The sequence below is a fragment of the Arthrobacter sp. YA7-1 genome, from assembly GCF_025960325.1.
GTDB classification, from domain to species: domain Bacteria; phylum Actinomycetota; class Actinomycetes; order Actinomycetales; family Micrococcaceae; genus Arthrobacter; species Arthrobacter bambusae_A.
On record NZ_CP110114.1, the window covers coordinates 335,698 to 361,851 of the forward strand.

Sequence of the window (26,154 nt, forward strand, 5' to 3'; positions counted from 1 at the left end):
GGGTGCCCTCCCTCCTTTCATGTCGCCGTTCGGCCATGTGACAAGAGGTCCAAGAGCGGCATCGGCTAAACTTGGCTGGTAAGAGCCCCGGAACTCTTGCTGATCTCGCCGGTGAACTTTTGCGGAAGTCCTCGGGCAGGGCCGAAAGATTCGGGGCGTTCTCATGTACGGCGCTGAGCCTTGGTGATCCCGCCAGGACCGGCCCGAAAGAATGGGGGAGGATCCCATGCCAGCTATCGTGATCGTCGGAGCCCAGTGGGGCGACGAAGGCAAAGGCAAAGCAACCGACCTGCTCGGTGGCCGCGTTGACTACGTGGTCAAGCCCAACGGCGGCAACAACGCCGGGCACACCGTTGTGGTGGGCGGTGAGAAGTATGAGCTCAAGCTCCTTCCTGCCGGCATTCTGAGCCCCAACGCGATTCCGATCATCGGCAACGGCTGCGTGGTGAACCTTGAGGCGCTGTTCCAGGAGATCGACGGCCTGGAAGCCCGCGGCGCCGACACGTCCCGTTTGCGCGTCTCAGCCAATGCCCACCTCGTTGCGCCGTACCACCAGGTGTTGGACAAGGTCACGGAGCGCTTCCTCGGCAGCCGCGCCATCGGCACCACCGGCCGGGGCATTGGCCCGGCCTACATGGACAAGGTGGCCCGCCTGGGTATCCGCGTCCAGGATGTCTTCGACGAATCGATCCTCCGCCAGAAGGTGGAAGGCTCGCTGCGCCAAAAGAACGAGCTCCTGGTCAAGGTCTACAATCGCCGCAACGTGGTGGTGGACGAGATCGTGGAGTATTTCCTGTCCTACGCCGAACGCCTGCGGCCGCTGGTCATTGACAGCACACTTGTCCTCAACAACGCACTGGACGAAGGCAAGGTGGTCCTCATGGAAGGCGGCCAGGCCACGTTCCTCGACGTCGACCATGGCACCTACCCGTTCGTGACGTCGTCCAACCCGACCGCCGGCGGCGCGTCCGTTGGCTCGGGCATCGGACCCACCCGCATCTCGCGTTCCATCGGCATCATCAAGGCCTACACCACCCGCGTCGGCGCCGGCCCGTTCCCCACGGAACTCTTCGACGAGATGGGCATGTACCTGCAGAAAACAGGCGGCGAGTTCGGTGTCAACACCGGCCGCCCGCGTCGCTGCGGTTGGTACGACGCCGTCCTGGCCCGCCACGCGTCCCGCGTCAATGGCTTCACGGACTACTTCGTCACCAAGCTGGACGTCCTCACCGGCATCGAACTGATCCCGGTCTGCGTGGCCTACGACGTCGACGGCGTCCGCCACGACGAAATGCCCATGACCCAGACCGAGTTCCACCACGCAGTGCCGATCTTCGAGTACTTCGACGGCTGGACCGAGGACATCACCGGCGCCAAGACGCTCGAAGACCTCCCCGAGAACGCCCGCCGCTACGTGCTGGCCCTCGAGAAGCTCTCCGGCACGCGTTTCTCCGCGATCGGCGTCGGCCCGGACCGGGACCAGACGATCGTGGTGCACGACCTCATCGAGGACTAGTCACCAAAGCCGAATTACGACGACGGCGGGCGGCCCTTTCGGGGGCGGCCCGCCGTCGTGCGTCAGGGGCCGGACGCCCCGAAAACAGGTGCGAAAAAACTTTTGGAATCCGCGTAACCCTTTGAGGTGCCCCGACGATTACCTCTTTGAAAGGCCGAGCTGAAATTTGTCCCCCATCATGTTTCAGCTCGGCCCTTTTCATGTCTGAAGGGGTTTCGTGGATGTGCAGAAAGTCCGGGAGAGGCACGCCCCCGGAACCGAAAGTTGGTCCTTGGGCGTAGCGGGAGCAACGGTTAAGCTAGGTGAGGTTGCCCGGCCCTGCCGCGCATGGGCGGCACCGAGGATCTCTCGTGGATCCGGACATTCGCTCCCCAACGAAAGCCACGCTTCAGTGACCGACGCCTTGACCGATGCAGCATTGCTGGCCCTTCGCGGCCAGGAAGCTGAACTGTTCAGCGCCGTCTACCAGGCCTTTGCCGGCCAGGTGCTCGGCTACCTGACGGCAAAAGGCGTCTCGGATCCCGAAGCTGTCACACAGGATGTTTTTCTTGCCGTCCTGCCGCGCGTCGAGACGATCACGGGCGGCGTCGGCGGTCTGCGAACGTTCGTGTTCTCGGTGGCCCATGCCCGCATGGTGGACGACCATCGCCGGCAAAGCAGGGCGCCGGAACATCACGAGTTCGAACCTGAACGTGACACGCGCCAGTCGAGTTCGGCGGAAGCCGAAGCGATGAACCGCGTGGCGCCCGGGGAAGTCATGGCGCTGCTGGACCTTCTTCGGGAAGAGCAGCGGGAAGTCCTGGCCCTCCGTATCGTTGCCGGTCTGACCGTGGACCAAGCAGCCGAAATCATGGGGAAAAGCCAAGGCGCAGTCAAGCAGCTGCAGCGCCGGGCATTGAATGCACTCCGCGAGCACTCGGTAGTAAAGGAATACGTGGCACCATGACGCGTTGGGATTGCAAGGACATTGACCGCGACGAGGTCATCCTCGAGCTCATGCTTGAGGCCGACCTCGCGGACGCCCCGGAACTCACGGATTCCTTGAAGGCGCTGGAATCGTTTGCGTCAATGACCGCACCGGCTCCCGGTCCCGCACTCGCGGCGATGTTGGCTGGCTCGACGACGGGTGACGGCTCCGCGACTACCGCCCGTGGGACGGCAAACGCCCTTCCCCTCGACGAGCTCGCCAAGCGTCGTCAGCTACGCAAGCATCGCCCCGCCGTCATTGGTGCCGCCGTCCTGACCGCCATGGGACTGGGTGTTGGTGGCGTTGCGGCCGCGAGCGGCGGATTCAGCAAGGGGACCCCCGAATTCATGCAGAATCTGATCTCCGGCTGGGCACCCGCTTGGACCACTGCACCGCCGTCGCTTGTACCTCCAGCCCCCGCCCAGGATTCCCCGAAGGTCATGACGAACCCGGCTCCCGTTGACCTGCCGCCGTCAGCGCCCCCTGTGGCAGGCCCATCGGCTGATCCCGTGGCGCCCGCCCCGGCCAGCACCGAGGAAGCGGCGCATCAGCCAGTAGCGCCGGTGGCCGTTCCGGCGCCGGCAAGCCAACCAAGCCAGGAGCAGTCCGAGGCGCCGAAGCACGGCGGGTCCAAGAACGACCCGCAGGGAACCCTTCCGCAACCCAAAACCGCCATCCCCTCCGCTCCCACAGCGAAGGACCTCCAAAACGGGGTGCAGCAAGCAGTTGAGAATGCCCAGGATGACGCGTCCCTGAAGCCCGCCGGGACTTCGTTGCGCTGGCTGCTCGGACTCCTGTCCCGCTAGTAGGCTGGAGCTATGACACACGTCAACGATCCGGCAGTCATTGACCGGCTGATGCGAACAAAGGGCCGCTGGGCCATCGTGGGACTCAGCACGAATGAGTGGCGCTCGGCCTTCGAAGTGGCTCTCTACGTTCGCGACACCATGGGCATGGAGATCATCCCGATCAACCAGAAGGGCGAAGACGTCCACGGCGAGACCGGCTACAAGTTCCTCGCCGACGTGCCCCTCGAGAAGCAGCCCATCGACGTCGTCGACTGCTTTGTGAACTCCTCGCGCGTTGGCGCGGTAGTGGACGAAGCGATTGCCGTGGGGGCGAAAGCCGTGTGGCTCCAGCTCGGAGTAATTGACGAAGCAGCGGCGGAGCGGGCCAAAGCTGCCGGCCTGGACGTCGTCATGAACGCCTGCCCGGCGCAGGTGGGCTGGCGGAGCGGCATCTAGCCTCAGCCAACGGCGTCACTTTCCGTTAACCGTCCGCTGGTATGTTTCGGGGGCCATCCCCCTTTCGAGACCAGGAAATCCCCATGTGTGACGACTACCCCTCCACCGCGAGCCGACGCACTGCGCTCGGTTTCCTCGGGGCTTCCCTCGTGGCCGGTCTCGGGGCATGCGCTGCCCCCGGAAGTCCGTCCGCAGAAGGCCCGACGGCGGCCCCTGGCAAGGCGGTCCCCCCGCCGTCGTTGTCCTCAAGCCCGGCGATGAGTCCCACGCCAAGTCCTGCCGGTCCGGGTCGGCTCCGGAACCCTTTCGTCCCTGACTTCACGTTGCCGCCCATCCAAGGCGGACTGGCTCCGGTGATCACCAAGATCCCCACCAAACATCCCGTGGTGTTCCTCACGATCGACGACGGGGTGGTCAAATCGCCGGAAAGCGTCCGGCTCCTCAAGGAGAGCGGCTACCCGGCCACACTGTTCCTGACGAGCAACACCGTCCGGGACAACCCCGCATTCTTCAAGGCCTTCATGGACCAGGGGAGCCTGGTTGAAAACCACACGGTCAGCCACAACGTCAATATGACGACGCAATGGGGCTACCAGCGGCAGCTTGAGGACATTGCAGGAATGCAGGATTTTGCGATCCAGCAGTACGGCCGCAAGCCCACCCTGTTCAGGCCTCCCGGAGGCGCCTATTCGACGCTCATGCGGCAGGCCGTGGCCGCAGCCGGGTTGAAGGCGATCGTTACGTGGGAAGCCAAGGCCAATGCCGGCCGTATGGACTACCAGTACGGCAATTCCCTCCGGCCCGGGGATATCGTCCTGATGCAGTTCCGTCCCGAATTCGCGGCGGACTTCGAGGCTTTCCGCTCCGCGCAAGTGGCTGCTGGCCTGGAAGTGGTGCTCCTCGAGGACTTCCTGGGCGTTGCGTGAGGCGGCCGGTCCGCTCGTCGTCGCATTCCGCTAGTCTCGCTACATGGATGGTGCCACACTTCGCCAAGTCTGCCTGAGCTTCCCCGGGACCTACGAAGACTTCCCGTTCGGCCCTGAAACGTCGGTCTTCAAGGTCAGGTCAGCCGTGTCCGGCGGTTCCAAGCAGGAAGGCAAGATGTTCGCCGCCTCTGCGTTGGACGAGCAGAACTTGGCAGTGAGCCTCAAATGCGATCCCGCCTTGGCCGCTCAACTTCGCTCCGCCCATCCGGAAATCACCGGCGCCTGGCACATGAACAAGACGCACTGGAATGGTGTGCGACTGGACGGCGCCCTGCCCGACTCGATGGTGCGGGACATGGTGGAGGACTCCTATGACCTGGTGGTTTCCTCACTGAGCCGGAAGCAGCAGGCGCAATTGGGCTGGGCCCGGCTCGCCAGGGACTGACACGCGGACCCCGTCTGCCGCTTCGGCTAGATTGTCAGTGGACCGCACCTTCCATCGCCGCGAAGCAATCAGGAGGAGCCAGATGCTGGATCAAAAGACCATCGATGAACTGTGGAATTTTGAGGACCCTGCGCTGTCGGAAGCCCGCTTCCGCGAAGCCATGACCGATCCCGCCTACGATGCCTTTGAACAGGCCGAGCTCGCCACCCAATTGGGCCGGGCCATCGGACTGCAGGGCCGCTTCGAGGAGGCGGATGCGCTCCTGGACGGGATCGACGCCGAAGAGGAACCGACCGTCGCGGTGCGGATTCTCCTTGAGCGCGGCCGCCTGCTCAACTCGGCGGGCCACCCTGCCATGGCCGTTCCGCTATTTGAGCAAGCCGCCGAGATGGGAGACCTCCTGGGCGAAGATTTCCTCGCCGTGGACGCGCTTCACATGCTGGCCATTGCGGACTCCGGCCACCAGGAATCATGGACGCGCAGCGCGCTTGAGTACGCCTCCGCCGTCGAGGATTCCCGCACCAAACGATGGATGGTTTCTTTGCACAACAACCTCGGTTGGGCGATGTACGACGACGGGCGGCGCACCGAGGCGATGGTCGAGTTCCAGCTGGCCGAACAGTGGGCTGAGCGGGTAGGAACAGAGCAACAGCGGCAATGGGCGCGCGAGGCCGTCGCCCAATGCGCAAAATCCTTGAATTTGCGGGGCTAGAACACCCAAATGACCCCTCTTGGGCGGCACGATTGTCAGATCACATTTTGACAAAAGTTGATTGAAACTGCCCTCAAATATTGCTTTTCAATCACTCGTGGTGAAGTATGTCACACGAAGGGCGCGTCGCAGCGGCGGTGCCCGGACCGATCGACTGCCGGCCGAGGCGCCGTCAGGTTTCGGTACTACGAGTCTCTGGAGGGTTTTAGGATGAACGTTCAGCAGCAGTCCTTTGCACGCCGCGGTTTCCTCCGCGGCGCGCTTGCCGCGGCCGTGCTTGTGCCGTTGGCCGGCTCGATGGCCTCCTGCGCAGCCGGTGGCGGAGGAGGAACCACCGGTCCCACGGGGACCGTGTCAGATACCAATCCGTTCGGGATGGCAGACAAGTCCACCGTTGACGCCGTGATCTTCAAGGGCGGCTATGGAATCGACTACGTCGAATTCGCTGGCAAGAGCTTCGAGAACGCACATTCGGGTTCCACCGCCAAGATTTCCCCGTCCACCGACATCGCGCAGGAACTGCAGCCGCGATTCGTTGGCGGCAACCCTCCGGACCTGATCGACAACTCCGGCGCCAAGGCGATCGGCTTCAGCACCATCCTCGCCCAGCTCGAAGATCTCACGAGCGTGGTCGAGTCCAAGAACCTCGAAGGCAAGGTCATCAAGGACACCCTGTACGCCGGAGTACTCGCCCCGGGCACTTTCAATGGCAAGCTGGCGGCCCTGAACTACGTGCTGACGGTATACGCCATGTGGTACTCGGATTCATTCCTCAAGGACAACGGCTGGACCGTGCCGAAGACGTGGGATGAGATGTACGCGCTCGGCGAGCAGGCCAAGGCCAAAGGCAAGTACCTGTTCGTCTGGGGCAAGGAAGCGGCCACCTATTACCAGGAAATGGCGATCGCTTCCGCCATCAAGGAAGGCGGCGATGACGTTCGCCTTGGCCTTGAAAACCTGAAAGCGGACGCGTGGTCCCACCCGGCCATCCAAAGCGTCTTCACGGCCTTGGGCAAGATCGTCAAGGCCGGCCACTTCAAACCGGGTGGCTCGGGTACGCAGTTCACCGCGGCGCAGGCGCAGTGGAGCAACGCCCAGGAAGCCGTGTTCTACCCGTCCGGCTCGTGGATAGAAAACGAGATGAAGGACCAAACGAAGTCCGGCTTCAAGATGACTGGCGTTCCTGTTCCCACCGTGACTTCGGGATCCAAGCTTCCTTATGCGGCAATGCACAGCGCTTCCGGCGAGCCGTTCGTGGTTCCGTCCCAAGGTAAAAATGTGGCCGGCGGCAAGGAACTGCTGCGTGTCATGCTGTCCAAGGATGCTGCCACCAACTTTGCCAAGACAAAGCTGGCCCCCACCATCGTCAAGGACACCGTTCCCGCCGATGGCTTCGGTTCCACCGCCCTGGTTTCCCAGACCAAGCTGCTCAGCGATGCGGGATCGAGCATCTTCACGTGGAACTTCGTTGACCTCTACGGGATGAACAAAGACCAACTGGTTGTGTGGAACACGTTCCTCGATGGAAAGTCCGACGTCGCCACCCTGACGTCGGACCTGCAGAAAATTACCGACAAGGTCCGCAACGACAGCTCGGTCACGAAGATTGAAGTGAAGTGACTTCAGTGAAAGCTAAAACACTCCGGGTCGGCGACGGCGCGTCCGCCGTCGTCGTTCCGGAAACCGCACCACCCGCCAACAAGAGGCGGCGCAAGCCCTTGACGTTCGACAAGATCAGCTTCTTTGTGGTCTTCCTCGGAGTACCACTGGCCATCTACATCATCTTTGTGATCTGGCCATTCATCCAGGCCTTCGGCTACTCGCTGACCGACTGGTCGGGGTTCTCACCCAAGCAAAACTTCATCGGCCTTCAGAACTACCAAAAGCTCTTTGCGGATGACGTCTTCATGAAGGCCATGGGGAACAACATCCTGTTGGTCATCTTCCTGCCCATCATCACCATCATCCTCAGCCTTGTGCTGGCAACCTTGGTGACCGTGGGGGGCAGCAGCAAGGGCCAGATCAAAGGCTTGCGCAACTCCAGCTTCTACCGCGTGGTGTCCTTCTTCCCCTACACGATCCCGGCCATCGCCATCGGCATCATGTGGGGTCAAATCTATGATCCTTCGGGAGGCCTCCTGAACGGCATCCTCACATCCCTGGGCATGGACCAGTTCAAGTCCTACGCCTGGCTCGGCGACAAGAGCACCGCCATGATCGCCACGATGTTCGTGATCGTATGGGGCTTCATCGGCTTCTACATGGTCCTGTTCGTCGCGGGCATCAAGGGCATACCTGCCGAGCTGTTTGAAGCGGCCAGGATTGACGGGGCCGGGCGTTTCCGCACTGCCGTGTCCATCACCATCCCGCTGATCCGGGACAACATCCAGACCGCCTACATCTATATGGGAATCCTGGCGCTGGACGCCTTCGTCTACATGGCGGCCCTGAACTCCGGCGGCGGACCGGACAACTCCACCTTGGTGATGTCCCAGCAGCTTTTCTTCACCGCATTCACCAAGGGCCAGTTCGGCCTGGCCAGCGCCATGGGCGTCGTGCTCGCCGTAGCCACCCTGATCTTCTCCGGCCTCGTGTTCCTGGTTAACAGGCTCACTGGTGGCGACAAGGATGTGTCCCTCTGATGACGACAAAAATTGCCAGCCAGGACATGAAGTCCTTGCACTTCAACCCCCGCAAGCCGGCCCTGACCACCGGAGACAGGGTGGTGGGCGCCGTTTCGCACACCGCCCTCAGCATCTGGTCCCTCATTGTGATCCTGCCACTGCTGTGGACTTTCATGTCTTCCTTCAAGACATCGAGCGAGATCTTCGCCTCGCCGTTTGCCCTGCCCTCGCAGTGGCGTTTCGACAACTACGTCCGTGCTTGGACCGAGGCCGGCATCGGGAGCTATTTCCTCAACTCCGTCATTGTCGTAGGGTCCGCTTTGGTGATCGTCATGGTGCTCGGCGCCATGTGCGCCTATGTCCTGGGACGCTATGTCTTTTTCGGTAGCAAGGCGATCTACTACCTCATGCTGGCAGGGCTCACCTTCCCGATCTTCCTCGCCATGGTGCCGTTGTTCTTCGTCATGCGGAACATCGGTTTGTTGAACACTTTGCCGGGCCTCATCCTGGTGTATGTCGGCTTCGCGCTGCCGTTCACGGTGTTCTTCCTTTTCTCCTTCTTCAAGTCGCTTCCCCACGAAATCACGGAGGCGGCCGCCTTGGACGGAGCAGGCGAGTGGCGGACGTTCTTCCAGGTCATGCTGCCGATGGCCAAGCCAGGACTCGCTTCCGTGGCCATCTTCAACTTCCTGGGCCTGTGGAACCAGTTCCTGATTCCGGTGGCGATCAACGCTGCCGGGCCGCGCGTGCTGTCCCAGGGACTGGCTGCCTTCGCCGGCCAGATGGGTTATGCCGTGGACTTCGGCGCCTTGTTCGCGGCTGTCACGGTCACGGTGGTTCCGGTGCTGATCGTCTACATCATCTTCCAGCGCCAGCTGCAGGGTTCGGTCTCTCAAGGCACCTCCAAGTAGCACAACCCGGCTAAATAAGCGCCCGACGGCGGTTCCCACCATAGGTGAGGGCCGCCGTCGGGCGCTTCTGTCCATCACTCGAAGGTGAGGCCGCCGTCAGATCCGCTGGTAACGGGAGCGGAACAAAGAGAAGATCCCGTAAGCCATGAGTCCGAGGCTCACGAACACCAGCACCCATGCGCCGAAGGGTTGCTTCAGGAAGGCCTTGAGGGCCGAATCGAGGCCGCCCTGTTGAGAGGGGTCGTGCGCGGCCGTGGCGATCAGGATGAGCAATCCGACGGCGCCGAGCGCCACCCCTTTCGCGCAATAGCCCACCACGCCCAGCACCGTGAACGCGTCTCCCAGAAGTCCCGACGGTTTCCCCCTCAGGTTCTTTTCGTACTTGCGGGTGATCCCCAGGAAGACGTAGGTGCCCGCGGCTGCCAGCAATGCCACCCCGATGATCACCAGGAGGACAGTACCGGGAGTGCTGGACATGAGGTCCGCACTGGTCGAGCGGGATTTCTCGCTGCTGCTGCTTGGATGGCTGAGCGCAAAACTGCCGAAGGTCACCGCGGCCACAGCGAAGACGATGGCCTGCCCGGCTGCCTTGAGCCGATTCATCCACGGCTTCGAACTGCCACCCCCGCTCCACCCCATCACGGCGTCGCTCGCCATATAGAGCGCGAGGACACCGCAGGCCACTAGTCCCGCCCACAAAAGGACGATGCCACCGGGCGTTCCGGCCATCTGGCCGACAGCTCCGCTTTGGTCGGCTTGGCCGGATGAGCCGAGCGCGATACCCAACGCGATGATTCCGATCAGGAGGTGTATCAGCCCTAGGGCCACGAATCCGGCCCGCGCCACTACCCGGACCGTCCGTGAATCCTTGGCGTCGTCTACCGCGTCGCCCACCGAATCTGCGCCCCGGGATACTGCGTTGCCGGCTTTGTTCGTGTGATCGTCCGTGCCCATGGAGCTCCTTTGGTCTGCCCTTATCTTGCCACCGTGGGCTCCGAAGCGGGAGGGAGCGCGACTACTGGATACGATGGGCGCATGTGGATCGCGTGGATCGAGTTCGACATCCTCCTCGGCGAGGTACACAGCCTGAAGGAGAAACGTTCCCTCGTGCGCCCGGTGATCGCCGAGCTGAAAAGGAGATTCGAAGTCTCCGCCGCGGAGACCGGACACTTGGACCAGCATCGCCGTGCCCTCATCGGCGCAGGCGCCGTGGCAGCAGACCGGGCTCATCTCGTGGAGGTGCTCGACGCCGTCGAGCGCTTCGTCGCCGCGCGCCCCGAACTGGAACTCCTCAGCGCCCGACGCCGGGACCTCCACAGCGAAGACTGACTCCTTTTGCATCGATTGCTGAGCAACGGTCGTTTTGAAGGCCCAAAACGACCGTTCTGGAGCAATCGATGGAGGCTGTGGATAACTTCTGCGGGGCTGGACTCTTTTCTGTTCTGATGGGGCCATGAAAACCCCGCGTCGCCTCCCCGTGAGCCTTGAGACACGGCCGTTCACTATCGCCGAGGCGGCCCGGGAGGGTGTCAGTACCAGGCGTCTGCGGCACGGGTCCCTGAACAGGCTCGGCAAGGGGATCCGTTCGGAGCGCCCGACGGCGGAACTCCCCTTGTGCGTCCGCGTACGCCCTTTCGTCGAGGTCAATGAGCGATGCGCCGCATCCCACCTCACGGCGGCAGAGCTTCTTGATCTGCCGCGGCGTCGCCAGAAGGAGCCAACACAGATGTTCCACGTGATTAGACCGGAGGGTGCAGCACACCTCAACCGTCCACACATCGTCGTCCACCGCATGAAGCTCCATGAGGACGAGGTCACTATGGTTGACGGCGTCGCTGTCACCACCTTGGAGCGCACTTGGCTGGACATGGCCGAGATGCTGACCGTGGACGAATTGGTGGTCATGGGGGACAGCTGTGTGCGGAGGCCGCGGGTTGAATTCGAAGGAAGAGACACGCCGTTGTCCACCCTCGCGGATCTTCAGCGGATGATTGTCAACCCGTTCTTAAAAACGATTGCTCCCCACCGGCTCCCAGCCTTCGCAAGCTCAGGCCGGGGCCCTCGCCGGCGTGGCCCCACGTAACTGCCGTTCTGAATGGTCAAAACGGCAGTTACGGAGCAATCGAAGGTGAGGCCGGGGCGTTAGCCGAAGTACTTCGGCAGCGTGGCCTCGTGGGCTTCGTTGAGAGCGTCCAAGGAGAGCTCGTCCACGCCGTTGATCTCCAGCTTGCCGCCGGCAGCGTCGACGACGCCGATCCGGAGGTGGGCGAAGCCGCGGGCGGTGCACATGTCCTTGAAACGGATTTCCTCGGAGCGGGGAACGGACACGATGGCCCGGCCTTGGGACTCGGAGAACAACGCGGTGAACAGGTCCACGCCGTCGCGCTCCATGAGTTCGTCCAGCGCAATCCGGGCGCCGACGCCGTAGCGCAACGCGGACTCCACCAGCGCCGCGGCAAGGCCACCCTCGGAGAGGTCGTGCGCGGCGTCGATCATGCCGTCGCGCGAAGCGTTGATGAGGATCTCGCCGAGCTGGCGCTCGATGGAAAGGTCAACCTTAGGCGGCAAACCGCCGAGGTGTCCGCGCAGGTTGGACCATTCCGAACCGTCCAGTTCCGCGGCCGTGGTGCCCAGCAGGTAGATGGCCTGGCCGTCTTCCTTCCAACCCGACGGCGTGCGGCGGGCGACGTCGTCGAGCTTGCCCAGCACTGCAACTACGGGGGAGGGGTGGATGGGCACGGTACCGGTCTGGTTGTAGAGCGAGACGTTGCCGCCGGTGACCGGGACGCCCAGCTCCATGCACGCGTCGGACAGGCCACGGATGGACTCGGCCAGCTGCCACATGACGTCCGGATCCTCGGGGGAACCGAAGTTCAGGCAGTCGCTGACGGCCATCGGTACGGCGCCGGAGGTGGCGACGTTGCGGTACGCCTCGGCCAGTGCCAGCTGTGCACCGTGGTACGGGTCGAGGTAGGTGTAGCGGCCGTTGGCGTCGGTGGCCAGGGCCACGCCAAGGCCGGTTTCCTCGTCCACGCGGACCACTCCGGCGTCGTCCGGGAACGCCATGGCGGTGTTGCCGCCGACGTAGCGGTCGTACTGCTTGGTGATCCAGGCCTTGCTGCACATGTTCGGCGAAGCAATGAGCTCGGTGACGGCCGCAGCCAGTTCCCCGGAGGTGGAGGGGCGGCCGGCGTCCTGCACGGAGCCCGTGAAGGTATCGGCCTGCACGGAATCCTGCCATGAAGGGCGGGCAAACGGGCGGTCGTAGACCGGACCGTCGTGGGCAACGGTGCGCGGGTCGACGTCGACAATGACTTCGCCTTCCCACGTAATGATGAGGCGTCCGGTGTCGGTCACCTCGCCCAACCAGGAGTACTCCACAGCCCACTTGTCCATGACCGCTTCGAACGCGGCGATGTTCTCGGGCGTGACAACGGCCATCATGCGTTCCTGCGACTCGGACATCAGGATTTCGCCCGGGGTCAGGGTGGGGTCGCGGAGCAGCACCGAGGTCAGCTCAACCTGCATGCCGCCGTCGCCGTTGGAAGCGAGCTCGGACGTGGCGCAGGAGATACCGGCCGCGCCGAGGTCCTGGATACCCTCAACCAGCGAGCCCTTGAAGAGCTCCAGGCAGCACTCGATGAGCACCTTTTCAGCGAAGGGGTCGCCTACCTGGACGGCGGGGCGCTTGGAAGGCTTGGTGTCGTCGAAGGACTCCGAGGCCAGCACCGAGGCGCCGCCAATGCCGTCGCCGCCGGTGCGCGCACCGAACAGGACCACCTTGTTGCCCTTGCCGGAGGCGTTGGCAAGGCGGATGTCTTCGTGACGCATCACGCCGACTGCCAGCGCATTGACCAGCGGGTTGCCCTGGTACACGGAGTCGAACACCATTTCGCCGCCGATGTTCGGCAGGCCAAGCGAGTTGCCGTAGCCGCCGATGCCGGCAACGGCACCATGCATGACGCGGGCGGTGTCCGGGTGGTCGATGGCGCCGAAACGCAGCGGATCCATCACGGCAACCGGGCGGGCGCCCATGGAGATGATGTCGCGGACAATGCCGCCGATGCCGGTTGCGGCGCCCTGGTAGGGCTCCACGAACGACGGCGAGTTGTGGGACTCGATCTTGAACGTCACGGCCCAGCCGTCGCCCAGATTGGTGACGCCGGCGTTTTCGCCGATGCCCACGAGCATGTCCTTCTTCATCTCCTCGGTCACCTTTTCGCCGAACTGGCGCAGGTGGTTCTTCGAGGATTTGTACGAGCAGTGCTCGCTCCACATGACGGAGTACATGGCGAGTTCGGCGCCGGTGGGGCGACGGCCCAGGACCTTGACGACCTCGTCGAACTCGTTTTGCTTCAGGCCGAGCTCGGCCCAGGGAAGCTCGGTGTCCGGCGTCTTGGCCGCGTTCTCGACTGTGTCGATGTTGAACTTCTTGCCGACGGTTTCAGCTGAGGTAGTCACTGTGCGCCTCCCACGATCTTGTTCAGGACGGACGTGAAGAAGCCCAAGCCATCCGTGCCGGCATTGGATTCCGGACCGAATCCGGGTTCCACCGCGTGCTCCGGGTGCGGCATGAGGCCCACCACGTTGCCGGCGGCGTTGCTGATGCCGGCGATGTCGCGGCGTGAACCGTTCGGGTTCCAGCCGACATAGCGGAACACGACGCGGCCTTCGGCCTCGAGGGCGTCCAGGGTCTTGTCGTCAGCGATGTACTGGCCATCCTGGTTCTTCAGCGGAACCGTGATTTCCTCGCCGGCCTCATAGTCCGAGGTCCACAGGGTGTTGTTGTTCTCCACGCGCAGCACCTGGTCGCGGCACAAGAACTTCAAGTGGTCGTTCTTGATCATGGAACCCGGGAGCAGGTGCGACTCGGTCAGGATCTGGAAACCGTTGCAAATACCCAGGACAGGCAGCTTGGCGTCGCTGTTGGCAGCATCGATGATGCGGGACATCAGCGGAGCGAAGCGCGAAATCGCGCCGGCGCGCAGGTAGTCGCCGTAGGAGAAACCGCCCGGGATGACGACGGCGTCCACGTCGGCCAGGTGCGTGTCGGCATGCCAGAGCGCGACGGCGGTGCCGCCTGCGAGACGGACCGCACGGGCGGCGTCGCGGTCGTCAAGGGTGCCGGGGAAGGTGACGACGCCGATCTTGGCCCCGACCAAATGGGGTTCGACGGCCACAGGGGCTCCGCCGATCAAAGGAAGTTCAGTCATGTCAGGCCTCGACGACCTCGACGTTGACGACGTCTTCGATCACCGGGTTGGACAGCAGGGTCTCGGCTGCCTCGCGGGCCTGGGCGAGGATGGCATCGGTCACCTCGCCATCGACGGTCAGTTCGAAGCGCTTGCCCTGGCGGACTGCGCTAAAGCTGGTGAAGCCGAGGCGGGGCAGTGCGCCCACGATGGCCTTCCCCTGAGGGTCCAGAATCTCGGGCTTGGGCATGACGTCGACGACGATCCGGGGCATCCGGTAACTCCTGTGCGTGAGCGTTGGTTAAACCTTGGTTAAAGGCTGCCGCGGAGTGGTGCCGTCTCACGCCGGGACTGCGCCCAAACAGTGTTCAGCAACAATGTCCGGGGCAGTGTCTTACGGAATAAGGGGGGCGCTCCGCGAGCTTGCATGCCCATTCTACCGGCCACATCGCTACATACCCTATTTGCGGGAGATCGGTGAAGAGGTGGCAACCAGGCAAAAGGTACGCGCCAATCCGCGGCGGCAGCCCGCCGTAGTCGGGCGTTTTCACTGCCCGGCGGCGGCTCTGGCCGGGGGTGGTTTGCGTCACTAGGATTGCGGCATGGCCGAGAACGCTAAGTCGATGGTTTTGCCCGTGGTCCTTGCCGCTGTTTTTGCCGGCCTGGGGAGGATGGTTTTCCAAAGGATCATGGCAGACCGGGCTGCCCGGGAAAACCGCATTTCCGTCCCGCCGGATGCCTCGGCAAGGGCCAAAATCAGCGATGCGTTGAGGGGGACCCATTCTTAGGGCGGCTTGCGCGCTGAGGCCCGGTGGAGCGCAATAGGGCACGCGCAAATGCGCTAATCAGCCGGGTTGAAGGCGCGTATTCGGGAGGAGCTTGGAATTGCATGTGCGAAGCCCGCAATGCCCGGACCGGCCCCGGCGCCGAAGCGGCTGATTGCTTGACGTACCAACACGCTTAAGGCTCTTTTCAGTCCGCCTTCGTCTTAATATCTGAATATCCGCACAGCGGGCACGTCCCTCCCGAAGGGGGCGTGCCCGCTCCTGCGTGCGGATGTATTCTGATGCCGAATGACATGATAAAAAACGTGAAATGTGTCCTATGTAATATTCAGCTATCGCTCTGTACTCTATGAATCGGCTGGGCTTTACCTGATTACAAGAACTGTCAATCAGTGTCCGTCCGTAGTTGATTGATCTTGACATGACCGCCACGATCGCCCGGAAAGGTGCAATCACTCGTGAATTCACAAGGAAAGAGCTTCATTGGAAGCGGGGGGCTTCGAAAAGCTGCGGCACTAGCCGTCGGATTACCGGTTCTGCTCTCCTCGGTGGCTTTGACACCCGCTCAAGCTGCGCCCGCTTCCGGTTCAACGGTCTTCGGATCAACGGGTGCGGGGGTTGCCCGGAATGTCGACCCCAAGTCTTATCATGATGGACGCTACGTAGTGGTGCTGGCAGAGAAGCCAGCGGCCACGTACGACGGCGGAACGCCCGGCTATGTGCCCACCAAGCCGCAAGCGGGAAAGAAACTGGATGTAAGCAAGGCCGAAGTGAAGCAGTACCAGGCCCACTTGCAGCAGAAGCAGCAGGACGTGGCCAAGCAGCAGAGCGTGAGCATCAACCGCGACTACACCACAGCCATCAACGGCTTCAGCGCCACCCTGACCGCGAACCAGGCCGTCAATCTCGCGAAGAACCCCGAAGTTCTCCTCGTGGCCCCGGACACCCAGTCAGCTCCTGACTACTCCACCACCGATTTCCTCAACCTCAGCGGACCGAACGGGCTCTGGAACACCCAGTTCGGCGGCCAGGACCAGGCCGGAAAGGGCACTGTGGTGGGCGTCATCGACACCGGCTACACGCCCACAAGCAAGTTCTTCGCCGGCGATCCCGTCCAGCCGTTGGTCGGAAACCCCCAGGTAGGCGTCCCGTACCGCACCAGTGACGGCAAGATCGCCATGCTGAAGGCCAACGGAGACACGTTTGTGGGCGAGTGCCAGAAAGGCACCGACACTGGAGCGGCCTTCGACGGCACCGCGTGCAATTCCAAGGTCCTCAGCGCCCACTACTTCGCAGATGCCTTCCTGCAGTCCGTTCCGCCGGCCCAACGGGCACCCCAGGAACAGATCTCACCCATCGACGTCGCGAGCCACGGTACGCACACGGCCAGCACCGCGGCAGGAAACTCCGGGGTGGAAACGTTCGTGGATGGCCGCAGCTTCGGCAAGACGAGCGGCGTGGCACCAGCTGCCAAGCTCTCGATCTACAAGGTCTGCTGGGAAGACACCGACCCCAATTCGGGTGGCTGCTACAGTTCCGCGGCCATCGCGGCCATTGACCAGGCTATTGCCGACGGCGTGGACGTCCTGAATTACTCCATTTCCGGTGCCACTGACACCACCACCGACCCGGTCTCGCTGGCGTTCCTCTCGGCTGCGTCCGCCGGCATTTTTGTGGCCGCGTCCGCCGGAAACTCGGGACCCCAGGCCAGCACCGTCAACCACGGCGCACCCTGGATGACCACCGTTGCGGCTACTTCGTTCTCCCAGGCGCTCCAGGGAACCGTCGAATTCTCCGACGGCAGCAAGTACCGCGGAGCCAGCATCATGAATCACCAGGTGAACGGGGCCGGCGTCGTGCTCGCCGCAAACGCCGCCTCAGGTACCGGCAACGCGGCGCTCTGTGCGCCCGGGTCCCTGGACCCTGCGAAAATCGTCGGCAAGGTAGTGGTGTGTGACCGCGGGGTGGTTGACCGCGTCGCCAAGAGCGCCGAGGTCCTCCGCGGTGGGGGTGTGGGCATGATCCTCGTCAACCTCACCACCTCGTCGCTGGACACGGACAAGCACGCAGTGCCCACAGTCCACGTGAACCCGCCGGACTCGCAGGCCATCAAGGACAAGGTCGCCGCCAACCCCGCGATTACTGTTTCCCTGGTTGACCACGACACCACCGGGCTTCCGCTCGAGGCTCAGCCGCAGATCGCCGGCTTCTCCTCCCGCGGCCCGCTCCTCGCCACCGATTCGGATTTGCTCAAGCCGGACGTTTCGGCTCCCGGCGTTGCCGTGCTGGCCGGAGTTTCGCCCATCGGCAGCAACGGCGATGAGTACGGATTCATGTCCGGGACGTCCATGGCCTCCCCGCACATCGCAGGTTTCGGAGCCTTGATCATGGCGAAGAACCCCGATTGGTCACCGGCGACGGTCAAGTCGGCCATGATGACCACGGCGAGTGACGTCAAGCTGGCCGACGGAACCAAGAACACGGACGTCTTCGCCACCGGCGCCGGAGAGATGAACCCTGCCAGCGTGCTGGAACCGGGGCTGGTCTACGATGCCGGAACCGAGGACTACCTGAAGTTCATCCAGGGTACCGGCGTGGATCTCGGCATGCCGGGACTCGGCTCTACCTTGCCGCGCGACATGAACCTTCCATCGTTCGCCCTGGGCAACCTCGCGGGCAAGATCGAGGTCACCCGCACCGTCACGGCCCTGACTCCGGGACTGTACCGGGCCACGGTCAATGTGCCCGGTGTTGACGTCAAGGTCACTCCGTCCGTGCTGAACTTCAATGAGGTCGGCCAGAAGAAGACCTTCAAGGTGACGTTCGAGAACAAGAGCGCGGCGCTGGGTACCTTCGCGATGGGATCGTTGAAATGGGAAGGCGCCAACAAGTCGGTGGTCTCGCCGATCGCGGTTCGTCCGCAGTCGGTGCTGGCTTCCAAGAGCGTCGCCTTCACGTCCCAGCAGGCGAGCGGATCCGCGGACATCAACATCGTCTCCGGTTCCGACTCTCCGACGGCCGTGACCGTTGACGGCCTCTCCAAGGCCGACTCCTCGCCGGCGGAATTGGTTCCCGGTCCAGTGAATGTGGCGAACGATGCCTCGAACTTCGTCAAGTCCGCCACGGTTCCCGCCGGAACGGCGTTCGCGAAGTTCTCGGTGATCTCCTCGGATCCCACGGCGGATTTCGATCTGTATGTTCTGTCGCCCTCGGGTCAGTTGTTCACGGCAGCGACACCGAGTGCCAGTGAGTCCCTCTCGCTCGACAACCCGGAGCCCGGGACATACACGATCATCGCGAACTTGTATGCCAGCCCCAACAACCGGCCCACCAAGGCCAGTGTTGATGCCGCGATCCTGGGCGCAAACCAAGGCAACGCCACGGTCACGCCCAACCCGATCAAGATGAAGAACGGCAAATCCGGGAAGCTCACCTTCGCGTGGAGCAAGCTCACACCGGGCTCCTACATCGGTCGACTCACATTTGCCGGCACCAGCTCGCCGACCTTTGTGTCGGTCCTCGTCTCGGCAAACGGCAGCGTGTCCGTGGTGCCGAATGATGACAAAGAAGGCCAGCACGGCAAGGGCAAACTCCAGAACGAAGGGGACGACCAGTCAAACAACGCGCTGTAGTGCGGCATTGACGGTCTGGCAGATAAACAAGGCAGCGGCCGGCGGGATATCCCGCCGGCCGCTTTCTTGTCTTCCCGCGGACGCCCGCTCACGTATAGGGCAAAATTCGTGGACGCTCGCTCACCTTTATGGCCCTTGTGGCCGACGCCCGCTCACGTATGTCGCTAAAGGGTGGAACCTCTTGCAGATCATGTGAGCGGGCGTTGGCTGGGGAGGGGTTATATGTGAGCGGGCGTTGGCTGGGGAGGGGTTATATGTGAGCGGGCGTTGGGTTAGATGTTTCCCGTAGAGCCCGCCACGCCGCCGAGGAGTGCGGCCATGGTTCGCCAGCGGGCGATCTCGCAGCCGTCCGTCCGGCTGAAGCGGCTGCTGACCTCGCGCCCATGGAACCGGCCCGTGACCGTCGCCACCTGCGGGCCGCCGTATTGTTGGGTGCAAATCCGGTCCGGGCGGGGAACCGGAAAGAAGATCTCTTCACCGAATTGCTCGACGGCGGCAAGCGCCGCACGGGAGTCCGGAAGGGTCGAGCCTTCGGAAACTTCGCCGCCCGAGCCGAGCAGGACGAACTCGTAGTCAACGGCGCCTGGTGCCTCTGTCAGCGTGACGGTGAGTTCGACGTCGTACTTTCCAGTGCTTGAAGTCATTGCTGTCCTTCGTGAGACGGTGGTGGTACGAGGAGTTCCAAGAGCGGCTGCACTTCGTCGAGGACCCGGGCCCGGAGCGCCTGGGCCTCGGCGGCGAATGCCCTCTGATACTCAACGTACTCGGCCTTGCCCTGCGGTGTCTCGATCCTGATGGCCGGATACCCCCACTCTTCAAGGTCGTAGGGGGACGCCTGCATGTCCATGGCCCGGATCCGCCAGGACAGCTCGAAACAGTCCATCACCAGTTCGCTCGGCAGTGCCGGCGTCAGTTTGTACGCCCATTTGTAGAGGTCCATATTGGCGTGCAGGCAGCCGGGTTGCTCCATGGTGCGCTGGTTGTCCCGCGTCGGGGTGAGTTCGTTGAGCGGGGTGGCGTCAGGAGTGTAGAAACGGAAGGCGTCGAAGTGGGAGCACCGGATCCGGTTGTCCTCGACTACGGTGTCCGTGCCCTCGGAGCCGAGCCGCAGCTTGAGGTATTCGTGACGGAGGTCGAACTTGTCCTGGCGGTAGACCATGGCCCACTCGTGCAGCCCGAAGCAACCAAACTGGGCGGGCCGCGCAACGGTTCCGGCGAGGATGATGCCGGCGAAGCGAAGGGCCTCGGTGCGGTCGGCCACGAACCGGCTGCGGTCGAAGGTGACCGCCACGGTACCGGCGGGCAGTCCCGCGGACGCCAACGCGCCGTCGTCGAGCACTTGGTAATACTTCCACCCGGCCCGCTCGGCCGCCTTGGGGCCGGAGAGGACGACGCCGTCACCCGGGTGCCAGCGCAGCAGCTGGCCGGGCTTCTGGGTGTAGTAGGTGAAGAGGAAGTCTTCGACCGGATGCTTCTGGCCGGCGGAGCGACGGGCCAAGTATGGCTTGGCGTAGCGGTCAACGCGTTCGTGGTGGGCAGCCTGCAGCGCGAGCCATTTCTCTTGCGCGAGGTGCTGGCATTTAAGCTCCGGCACCGCTTGAACCCAGAATGTCGGCGACAGCGGCCCAGGCGGAGATTTCGCAGCCGTCCGTCAGTTTGTAGGCGGACTCGACGCCCACTCCGTCAACGGCGCCGGTGACTATTGCCGTCTGGGGTCCGCCGTAGCGCTGGTCGCAGACTTGGTCGCTGGGGCGCGGCGTGCGCGCGAGGAGGGCGGGGTTTTTCTTCAGCGCAGCGCACGCTGCGGCTGCGGTGGGGTGGTGGCTTTCAGCGGCGGGGACGCCGCCGGTGCAGACGAGTGTGTAGCTTTCAGGGGCTGCCGTGGGGGAGAGCCTGACGATGATGGAAAGTTCGGCTTCCCCGCGGCCGGATGAGCTGGGCGCGGTGGGGGAGAACGAAGGGGTCGGTTTGCCGCTGGGAGACGCCGTTTCGTCAGGTAAAAGTCCTGTGGGGCTGCTCGACGGCGGGGACGATGTGCTGCTGCCGGGCGCCGAGGTGCTGGGCGGGTTGCCTCCGGGACTCGGCGTGCAGGCGGCAAGGCCAGCGGCGGCGAGGACGGCCAACACGGACCGGGCTATTCGCAGGCGCATGGGGGATCTCCTTGATTTATGCCAGTTTATCGCCCGTGCCGGCCGCATGGTGTTGCGTGGCTGCGATGAGCCCGGTCATTGCCCGGTGCAGTTCGGCTACTTCGGCCCGCGTGAGTTGAAGCCGCTCCATGATGGTTCCAGGCACGGCCGTCGCCTGTTGCCTGAGGGCGGCGCCGGCGTCGGTCAAGGCAATGGCGAGGGCCCTTTCGTTTCCGTGGATGCGGTTGCGGGTCACGAATCCTGCTTCCTCGAGTCGCCGCAGGATGGGCGAAAGGGTGGCTGGCTCGTGCAGGAGAGCTTCGCTGATGTCCTTGAGCGTGCGCGGGCTGCGTTCCCAGAGGGCCAGCATCACAAGGTACTGCGGATGAGTCAGCCCCATTTTTTCAAGCACCGGCTTGTAGACGCCCACCACGCTCCGCGACGCCACCGTCAGGGCGAAGCACAACTGACGCTCAAGCAAGAGGTCATCTTCAGGCGGGGCAGTGGTTTCGGGGGCAAGGGGTGTGCCTGCGGCAGCCATGGCGGACTCCGTTCCGTGTGGGCGACCGGGCTGTTCCGGTCGATAGTTAGTGCACTAATTGTTAGTGTACTCTTAAACGACAGCATCCTTTTGAGAGAGGGTAGACCACGTGGCCAAAGAGACCATGACCCAGAGATTCATGCGCGCAACCGGCAAGCTGCGGGTCATTTTCGGGCCGGCGCACAGCAGTTCCCTGGATCATGAAATGACCGAGGAGAACAAGCGCCTCCTCGTGCGGCGCCAGGCCGAAGCGCAGCAATGGGAGACCATCCGCAGGCCGGACGGCAGCACCTATGTGGTCCCCAAGAACCCGGACGACAAGTCCCTTCGCTAGCCCCCACCTCGATGGACGACCGCCCGGGCCTTTTATGGCTTGCGGGCGTAAAATTGGCCTCACTGGAACCACTCAGCTCCAACCGCACGGCTGGACCTCGCAGCGGGGAAGGAGGTGGGAATTGTGGGACATGCACTCGATAGCTTTATGAAGGTCACAGATCGACTGCGCTTCTGGTTCGGCCCGGCAGCCCGGGGCGACATTGATGCGCCCGTAGTCCACAAGCATGACGACTTCGAGACGGCGTCGGAAGAAGACCTGGGGCATTTCGTCGTCGAAACAGACGACCAAGGCCGCCACTACGGAATCCGCAAGGAAACCGCCTGAAGCCCTTTTGCGGCTCCACGCCGCGGGGAAGCAAAAGAACCGGAGCGTAGGCTCCGGTTCTTTCACGTTAAGTACTTCAATTCCCGACGGCGGGCGCCCGGCGGTGCGTTCCCGTCCGGGGCCGGCTAGCGGCCGGTGCCGCCGTAGACGGTTGCCTCGGCGTCGCCGTCGAGATCGAACGCCTTGTGGATGGCGCGCACGGCGTCATCCAGCAGATCGGCGTGCGTGACCACGGAGATGCGGATCTCCGAGGTGGAAATCATGTTGATGTTGATGCCCGCGTCGGAGAGCGCCTTGAAAAAGGTGGCGGAGACGCCGGGGTGCGAACGCATGCCGGCGCCGATCAGCGAAAGCTTGCCGACGTTCTCGTTGTATTCGATGCTTTCGAAGCCGATTTCAGGCTGCGCGGCACGGAGGGCCGTCAGCGCGTCGGCGCCTTCCACGATCGGCAGGGTGAAGGAAATGTCCGTGCGGCCGGTACCGTGCGTGGACACGTTCTGGACGATCATGTCGATGTTCGAGTGTGCCTTGGCGATGACCTGGAAAATTGCGGCCGCCTTGCCGGGGATGTCCGGGACGCCGACCACGGTGACCTTGGCTTCTGAACGATCGTGTGCAACGCCGGAGATGATTGGCTGCTCCAAGGCAACTCCCTCTTGAATCGTGATCTTGTCGTCGGCGCTGGGAAGGACCCAGGTGCCTTCGTTCTGGCTGAATGAGGACCGGACGTGCAGGGGCACGCCAAATCGGCGGGCGTATTCCACGCAGCGCAAGTGCAGGATCTTGGCGCCGGAAGCTGCCAATTCCAGCATTTCCTCGCTGGAGATACGGTCGATCTTCGTGGCCGTGGAGACCACGCGCGGGTCCGCCGTGTAGATGCCGTCGACGTCCGTGTAGATTTCGCAGACATCCGCTTCGAGGGCGGCGGCAAGCGCCACGGCAGTGGTATCCGATCCGCCTCGGCCAAGCGTGGTGATCTCCCTGGTGCTCCGGGTCATGCCCTGGAAGCCGGCCACGATTGCCACGTGACCCTTGTCCAATGCAGTTCGGATGCGATGGGGGTCGACGTCGATAATGCGGGCCTTGCCGTGGATGCCGTCCGTGATCATGCCGGCCTGCGATCCGGTGAACGACTGGGCGGACGCGCCGAACTTGTTGATGGCCATGGCGAGCAGGGCCATGGAGATGCGCTCGCCCGCGGAGAGGAGCATGTCCATCTCGCGCGCGGGTGCGGAATCGGTGACTTGGGCGGCGAGATCCAGGAGTTCGTCCGTGGTGTCTCCCATGGCGGAAACCACCACAACAACTTCATTGCCGGCCTTTTGGGCGTCAACCACACGACGGGCAACACGCTTGATGCCTTCTGCATCGGACACCGAGGAGCCACCGAACTTCTGCACGATCAGCTGCTTGGTCTTGGCAGTCTGCGCGGTCAAGTCTTCGGTTTTCACTTCGGTCGTGGGCAAACTCATGCGCGCACCCTCACTGCTCAATTGGGGATCGTACGTTGCGTGGCCAGGTAGCGGCACGGCTACGTGGCTTATGTGGCCAGTTTATCGCCGGCCGCGGCGGGCGGGGGAATTGTGACCAAATCTCGGCCCTCGGGCGCATGCGGGGCGGTTTCGGCGTGGCGTACGATCAAGAAATACGCAGCCTGGGGGCATGTGGGCTCACGGGAATTGAAGCGTACTTGTTCTGTTTGGGGGAAACAGGTGAGTAGGGCATGTCCATAGCTGAAAGTTCAATCGTCCCGGGCAGCGGCGCCCTCGGCGTATCCGCGGAAGGCGTCGCACGCCGCTTCGGCACGGTCCACGCAGTAGAGCACATCGATTTCCACGCGCCGGCCGGGAAGGTCACGGCGCTCATCGGACCCAACGGGGCAGGCAAAACGACGCTCCTTCTCATGCTTGCATCGCTCCTGCGGCCGGACTCCGGAACCATCAGGATCAACGGCCTTGACCCTCTCCTGGACAGCGCCGCCGCTCGGCTTCAGATCGGTTGGATGCCGGACACCCTGGGGGTGTGGGAGTCCTTGACCGCGCGCGAAATCCTGGTCCAGATGGCGCGGTTCTACCGCCTGCCCAAGGCCGGCATCGTGCACCGCGTTTCCGGCTTGCTCGAACTTGTCCGGCTGGATGGGCTAGCCGACCAGCCCGCCCGCGTCCTCTCCAGGGGCCAGCAACAAAGGCTCAGCCTGGCCAGGGCCCTCATCCACGACCCCTCTGTGCTTCTGCTCGACGAGCCTGCGTCCGGCCTCGATCCGGGATCCCGGGTGGAGCTCCGAACCCTGCTGCGCCGCCTGGCCGGGGAAGGGAAGGCCGTGGTGGTTTCCTCCCACGTGCTCAGTGAGCTCGATGAAATCGCGGACGGAGCGGTGTTCGTCAGCCAAGGCCGCACCGTGAAACAGCAGACCCTCGAGGAGGCTGCCCTGCAAGGCCGGCGCTACGCGATCACAGCCCTCGACAACGCGGCCCTTACCGCAAAGCTCAGCGAACTCGGGCTGGAATACCGGGTGGAAGCGGGCCGCCGCCCCTCGGTCACTTTGCTGTTGACGCACGACGACGGCGCTGCCGCCCTCTTGGGCGAACTCGTCCGGTCCGGCGTCGGCGTGGTTTCCTTCGCCCCCGCAGCCGGTGCCTTGGAAGAGACGTACATGAACCTGGATACGGAGAGGCCATGAGCGACGTGACTGAAACCATGCCGGGCCCGGCGGGACCGCAGGGAGCTACGGGAGGCTGGAACGCCGTCGTCGGCTATCTTGGCGGGATACGCGACGTGGTGGTCCTGGAGATGAAACAACGCTTGCGCTCCCGCGGCTGGTACATCATGGTGGGCATCTGGTTCTTTGTCGTCGCGATGGTCACGTGGCTGACCTGGCTCGCTTGGAACGCCAGCATGGAAGCGCGTCGCTCCACGATCCCGCCATCGGCGCTGGCCCCGCAGGACGGGGCGGGGTCCATGATCTTCGAGGTCGTGCTGGCTTTTGTGCTCCTGTTTGCCCTGCTCGTGGCACCGGCGCTGTCCGCCAATGCCATCAACGGAGACCGGGCCGGGGGCACGCTCGCCATCCTGCAGATCACCTTGCTGACCCCGGGCCAGATTCTGTGGGGCAAGTTCTGTGCGGGATGGCTCGCGGCGCTCGCCTTCCTGGCGACAAGCGCCCCGTTCCTTGTCTTCGGCATGTTCCAAGGCGGGCTGACTCCGGGGCACGTGGTGGTTTCCTTGCTGATGCTCGCGGTGGAACTTGCCGTTGTCTGCGGGATCGGAGTGGGGATTTCTGCGCTCGCGGGGCGCCCCTTGTTCTCGATCGTGGTGACCTACTTGGTGGTTGCCGCGCTGGTGGTCGGATCGTTGATTTCGTTCGCGCTGGGGGCTCAATTGGCGCAGGGTACGGTGTTGGCCAATACTCCCGTTGGCCGTCCGTTGTCATATGTTCCAGTGCAGCCGGATCAACAAGGGCAGCCGACTGAAGCGGTGCAGCCGGGCTACACTTGCGAGGGTCCCCTGGTGGAGCATTCGGCCGTCCGGACCGATCGCGTGGCATGGATGCTCGCGTTGAATCCCTATGTGGTGGTGGCCGACGCCATTCCGTATCCGGACCGGAGCGGATCGGCGTTCTACTCGGTCGGCATGATCGAGGGCATCAGCCAGGGTGCCAGGTCCGCGCTCGCCGGCCCGGACCACACCTTCACCTGTGCCAACGGCGTGCAGCAGCCGCAGTACCTCAAGCAGTCGACGCCCTTGTGGCCCCTGGGACTCGGCCTGCAAGTGCTCCTGACAGGTCTGCTCATGTGGCTCGGCTGGCGTTCGCTGCGGACGCCCGCCAGCCGCTTGGCCAACGGGACGCGGATCGCTTAAACCGGGCGGGT

General features: G+C 63.6%; 27 protein-coding genes. 18 read left to right on the top strand and 9 right to left on the bottom strand.

Annotation, left to right across the window (positions count from 1 at the left end):
- Positions 1-226 precede the first annotated feature (226 nt).
- From OIT41_RS01660 to OIT41_RS01705, 10 genes are all read left to right on the top strand, one after another.
- Entirely contained in the window at positions 227-1,516 is a 1,290-nt protein-coding gene (locus OIT41_RS01660; RefSeq protein ID WP_264637262.1) for an adenylosuccinate synthase, read from the top strand.
- Between the two features lie 391 nt (positions 1,517-1,907).
- Positions 1,908-2,462, top strand: coding sequence for an RNA polymerase sigma factor (locus OIT41_RS01665; RefSeq protein WP_264637263.1), 555 nt, complete (start codon positions 1,908-1,910; stop codon positions 2,460-2,462).
- Positions 2,459-3,289 carry a hypothetical protein gene (locus tag OIT41_RS01670; protein WP_264637264.1) on the top strand — a complete coding sequence of 277 codons (831 nt, stop codon included), beginning with the start codon at positions 2,459-2,461 and terminating at the stop codon, positions 3,287-3,289. Before OIT41_RS01665 ends, OIT41_RS01670 begins: the two co-directional genes overlap by 4 nt.
- Positions 3,290-3,301: 12 nt before the next feature.
- Positions 3,302-3,727, top strand: coding sequence for a CoA-binding protein (locus OIT41_RS01675; RefSeq protein ID WP_264637265.1), 426 nt, complete (start codon positions 3,302-3,304; stop codon positions 3,725-3,727).
- Positions 3,728-3,810: 83 nt separating this feature from the next.
- Positions 3,811-4,653 (top strand): polysaccharide deacetylase family protein, encoded by an 843-nt coding sequence (locus OIT41_RS01680; protein WP_264637266.1) that lies wholly within the window; start codon positions 3,811-3,813, stop codon positions 4,651-4,653.
- A gap of 43 nt (positions 4,654-4,696) precedes the next feature.
- Positions 4,697-5,098, top strand: a complete 402-nt coding sequence (locus OIT41_RS01685; protein ID WP_264637267.1) for an MmcQ/YjbR family DNA-binding protein — start codon at positions 4,697-4,699, stop codon at positions 5,096-5,098.
- A gap of 82 nt (positions 5,099-5,180) precedes the next feature.
- A complete protein-coding gene (locus OIT41_RS01690; protein ID WP_264637268.1) occupies positions 5,181-5,810 on the top strand; it encodes a hypothetical protein in 630 nt (209 codons plus the stop codon).
- Positions 5,811-6,020: 210 nt separating this feature from the next.
- A complete protein-coding gene (gene ngcE, locus OIT41_RS01695) occupies positions 6,021-7,430 on the top strand; it encodes an N-acetylglucosamine/diacetylchitobiose ABC transporter substrate-binding protein (protein WP_264637269.1) in 1,410 nt (469 codons plus the stop codon).
- Positions 7,427-8,452: a carbohydrate ABC transporter permease gene (locus tag OIT41_RS01700; protein ID WP_241707355.1), complete on the top strand. Its 1,026-nt coding sequence runs from the start codon at positions 7,427-7,429 to the stop codon at positions 8,450-8,452. The genes ngcE and OIT41_RS01700 overlap by 4 nt, the downstream gene beginning before the upstream one ends.
- A complete protein-coding gene (locus OIT41_RS01705; protein WP_078106765.1) occupies positions 8,452-9,345 on the top strand; it encodes a carbohydrate ABC transporter permease in 894 nt (297 codons plus the stop codon). The genes OIT41_RS01700 and OIT41_RS01705 overlap by 1 nt, the downstream gene beginning before the upstream one ends.
- A 96-nt stretch (positions 9,346-9,441) precedes the next feature.
- Here the strand turns inward: OIT41_RS01705 and OIT41_RS01710 are convergent, their stop codons facing one another.
- Positions 9,442-10,299, bottom strand: a complete 858-nt coding sequence (locus tag OIT41_RS01710) for a DUF1206 domain-containing protein (RefSeq protein ID WP_241707356.1) — start codon at positions 10,297-10,299, stop codon at positions 9,442-9,444.
- An 81-nt stretch (positions 10,300-10,380) separates the two neighbouring features.
- Here OIT41_RS01710 and OIT41_RS01715 point away from each other — a divergent pair, with 81 nt between their 5' ends.
- Together OIT41_RS01715 and OIT41_RS01720 are read left to right on the top strand one after the other, a co-directional pair.
- Positions 10,381-10,674: a DUF503 domain-containing protein gene (locus OIT41_RS01715; protein WP_241707357.1), complete on the top strand. Its 294-nt coding sequence runs from the start codon at positions 10,381-10,383 to the stop codon at positions 10,672-10,674.
- A gap of 124 nt (positions 10,675-10,798) precedes the next feature.
- The gene (locus tag OIT41_RS01720) at positions 10,799-11,428 is read left to right on the top strand and encodes a hypothetical protein (protein WP_264637270.1); all 630 of its coding nucleotides are present in this window, start codon (positions 10,799-10,801) and stop codon (positions 11,426-11,428) included.
- A gap of 59 nt (positions 11,429-11,487) precedes the next feature.
- Here OIT41_RS01720 and purL read toward each other — a convergent pair whose 3' ends face one another.
- Genes purL through purS form a run of 3 tightly spaced genes read right to left on the bottom strand, consistent with a single transcriptional unit; the run spans position 11,488 to position 14,811 of the window.
- Positions 11,488-13,806, bottom strand: coding sequence for a phosphoribosylformylglycinamidine synthase subunit PurL (gene purL / locus OIT41_RS01725; RefSeq protein ID WP_078106761.1), 2,319 nt, complete (start codon positions 13,804-13,806; stop codon positions 11,488-11,490).
- Positions 13,803-14,558: a phosphoribosylformylglycinamidine synthase subunit PurQ gene (gene purQ / locus OIT41_RS01730; RefSeq protein WP_264637271.1), complete on the bottom strand. Its 756-nt coding sequence runs from the start codon at positions 14,556-14,558 to the stop codon at positions 13,803-13,805. The genes purL and purQ overlap by 4 nt, the downstream gene beginning before the upstream one ends.
- A 1-nt stretch (position 14,559) precedes the next feature.
- Positions 14,560-14,811: a phosphoribosylformylglycinamidine synthase subunit PurS gene (gene purS / locus OIT41_RS01735; RefSeq protein ID WP_028265707.1), complete on the bottom strand. Its 252-nt coding sequence runs from the start codon at positions 14,809-14,811 to the stop codon at positions 14,560-14,562.
- A gap of 328 nt (positions 14,812-15,139) precedes the next feature.
- Here purS and OIT41_RS01740 point away from each other — a divergent pair, with 328 nt between their 5' ends.
- Positions 15,140-15,325 (top strand): hypothetical protein, encoded by a 186-nt coding sequence (locus tag OIT41_RS01740; protein WP_078106759.1) that lies wholly within the window; start codon positions 15,140-15,142, stop codon positions 15,323-15,325.
- A gap of 455 nt (positions 15,326-15,780) precedes the next feature.
- Entirely contained in the window at positions 15,781-18,954 is a 3,174-nt protein-coding gene (locus OIT41_RS01745; RefSeq protein WP_413542299.1) for a S8 family serine peptidase, read from the top strand.
- A 272-nt stretch (positions 18,955-19,226) separates the two neighbouring features.
- Here OIT41_RS01745 and OIT41_RS01750 read toward each other — a convergent pair whose 3' ends face one another.
- The 4 genes from OIT41_RS01750 to OIT41_RS01765 are packed head-to-tail and all read right to left on the bottom strand — an operon-like array spanning position 19,227 to position 21,624.
- On the bottom strand, positions 19,227-19,598 hold the full coding sequence (locus tag OIT41_RS01750; RefSeq protein WP_241710122.1) for a serine protease inhibitor: 372 nt from the start codon (positions 19,596-19,598) through the stop codon (positions 19,227-19,229).
- Positions 19,595-20,548 (bottom strand): 3-methyladenine DNA glycosylase, encoded by a 954-nt coding sequence (locus tag OIT41_RS01755; protein WP_264637273.1) that lies wholly within the window; start codon positions 20,546-20,548, stop codon positions 19,595-19,597. The genes OIT41_RS01750 and OIT41_RS01755 overlap by 4 nt, the downstream gene beginning before the upstream one ends.
- Positions 20,535-21,104: an SSI family serine proteinase inhibitor gene (locus OIT41_RS01760; RefSeq protein WP_264637274.1), complete on the bottom strand. Its 570-nt coding sequence runs from the start codon at positions 21,102-21,104 to the stop codon at positions 20,535-20,537. The genes OIT41_RS01755 and OIT41_RS01760 overlap by 14 nt, the downstream gene beginning before the upstream one ends.
- A 16-nt stretch (positions 21,105-21,120) precedes the next feature.
- The gene (locus OIT41_RS01765) at positions 21,121-21,624 is read right to left on the bottom strand and encodes a MarR family winged helix-turn-helix transcriptional regulator (RefSeq protein ID WP_241710119.1); all 504 of its coding nucleotides are present in this window, start codon (positions 21,622-21,624) and stop codon (positions 21,121-21,123) included.
- Positions 21,625-21,748: 124 nt separating this feature from the next.
- On the opposite strand from OIT41_RS01765, the gene OIT41_RS01770 reads away from it, so the two are divergent.
- Together OIT41_RS01770 and OIT41_RS01775 are read left to right on the top strand one after the other, a co-directional pair.
- Positions 21,749-21,958: a hypothetical protein gene (locus OIT41_RS01770; RefSeq protein WP_241710118.1), complete on the top strand. Its 210-nt coding sequence runs from the start codon at positions 21,749-21,751 to the stop codon at positions 21,956-21,958.
- A gap of 147 nt (positions 21,959-22,105) precedes the next feature.
- On the top strand, positions 22,106-22,285 hold the full coding sequence (locus tag OIT41_RS01775; protein WP_264637275.1) for a hypothetical protein: 180 nt from the start codon (positions 22,106-22,108) through the stop codon (positions 22,283-22,285).
- Positions 22,286-22,410: 125 nt separating this feature from the next.
- Here OIT41_RS01775 and OIT41_RS01780 read toward each other — a convergent pair whose 3' ends face one another.
- Entirely contained in the window at positions 22,411-23,757 is a 1,347-nt protein-coding gene (locus tag OIT41_RS01780) for an aspartate kinase (RefSeq protein ID WP_078106752.1), read from the bottom strand.
- Between the two features lie 251 nt (positions 23,758-24,008).
- Between OIT41_RS01780 and OIT41_RS01785 the strand changes: the two genes are divergently transcribed.
- Both OIT41_RS01785 and OIT41_RS01790 read left to right on the top strand, forming a co-directional pair.
- A complete protein-coding gene (locus OIT41_RS01785) occupies positions 24,009-24,965 on the top strand; it encodes an ABC transporter ATP-binding protein (RefSeq protein WP_264637276.1) in 957 nt (318 codons plus the stop codon).
- Positions 24,962-26,143 carry an ABC transporter permease gene (locus tag OIT41_RS01790; RefSeq protein ID WP_264637277.1) on the top strand — a complete coding sequence of 394 codons (1,182 nt, stop codon included), beginning with the start codon at positions 24,962-24,964 and terminating at the stop codon, positions 26,141-26,143. The genes OIT41_RS01785 and OIT41_RS01790 overlap by 4 nt, the downstream gene beginning before the upstream one ends.
- Positions 26,144-26,154: the final 11 nt, after the last annotated feature.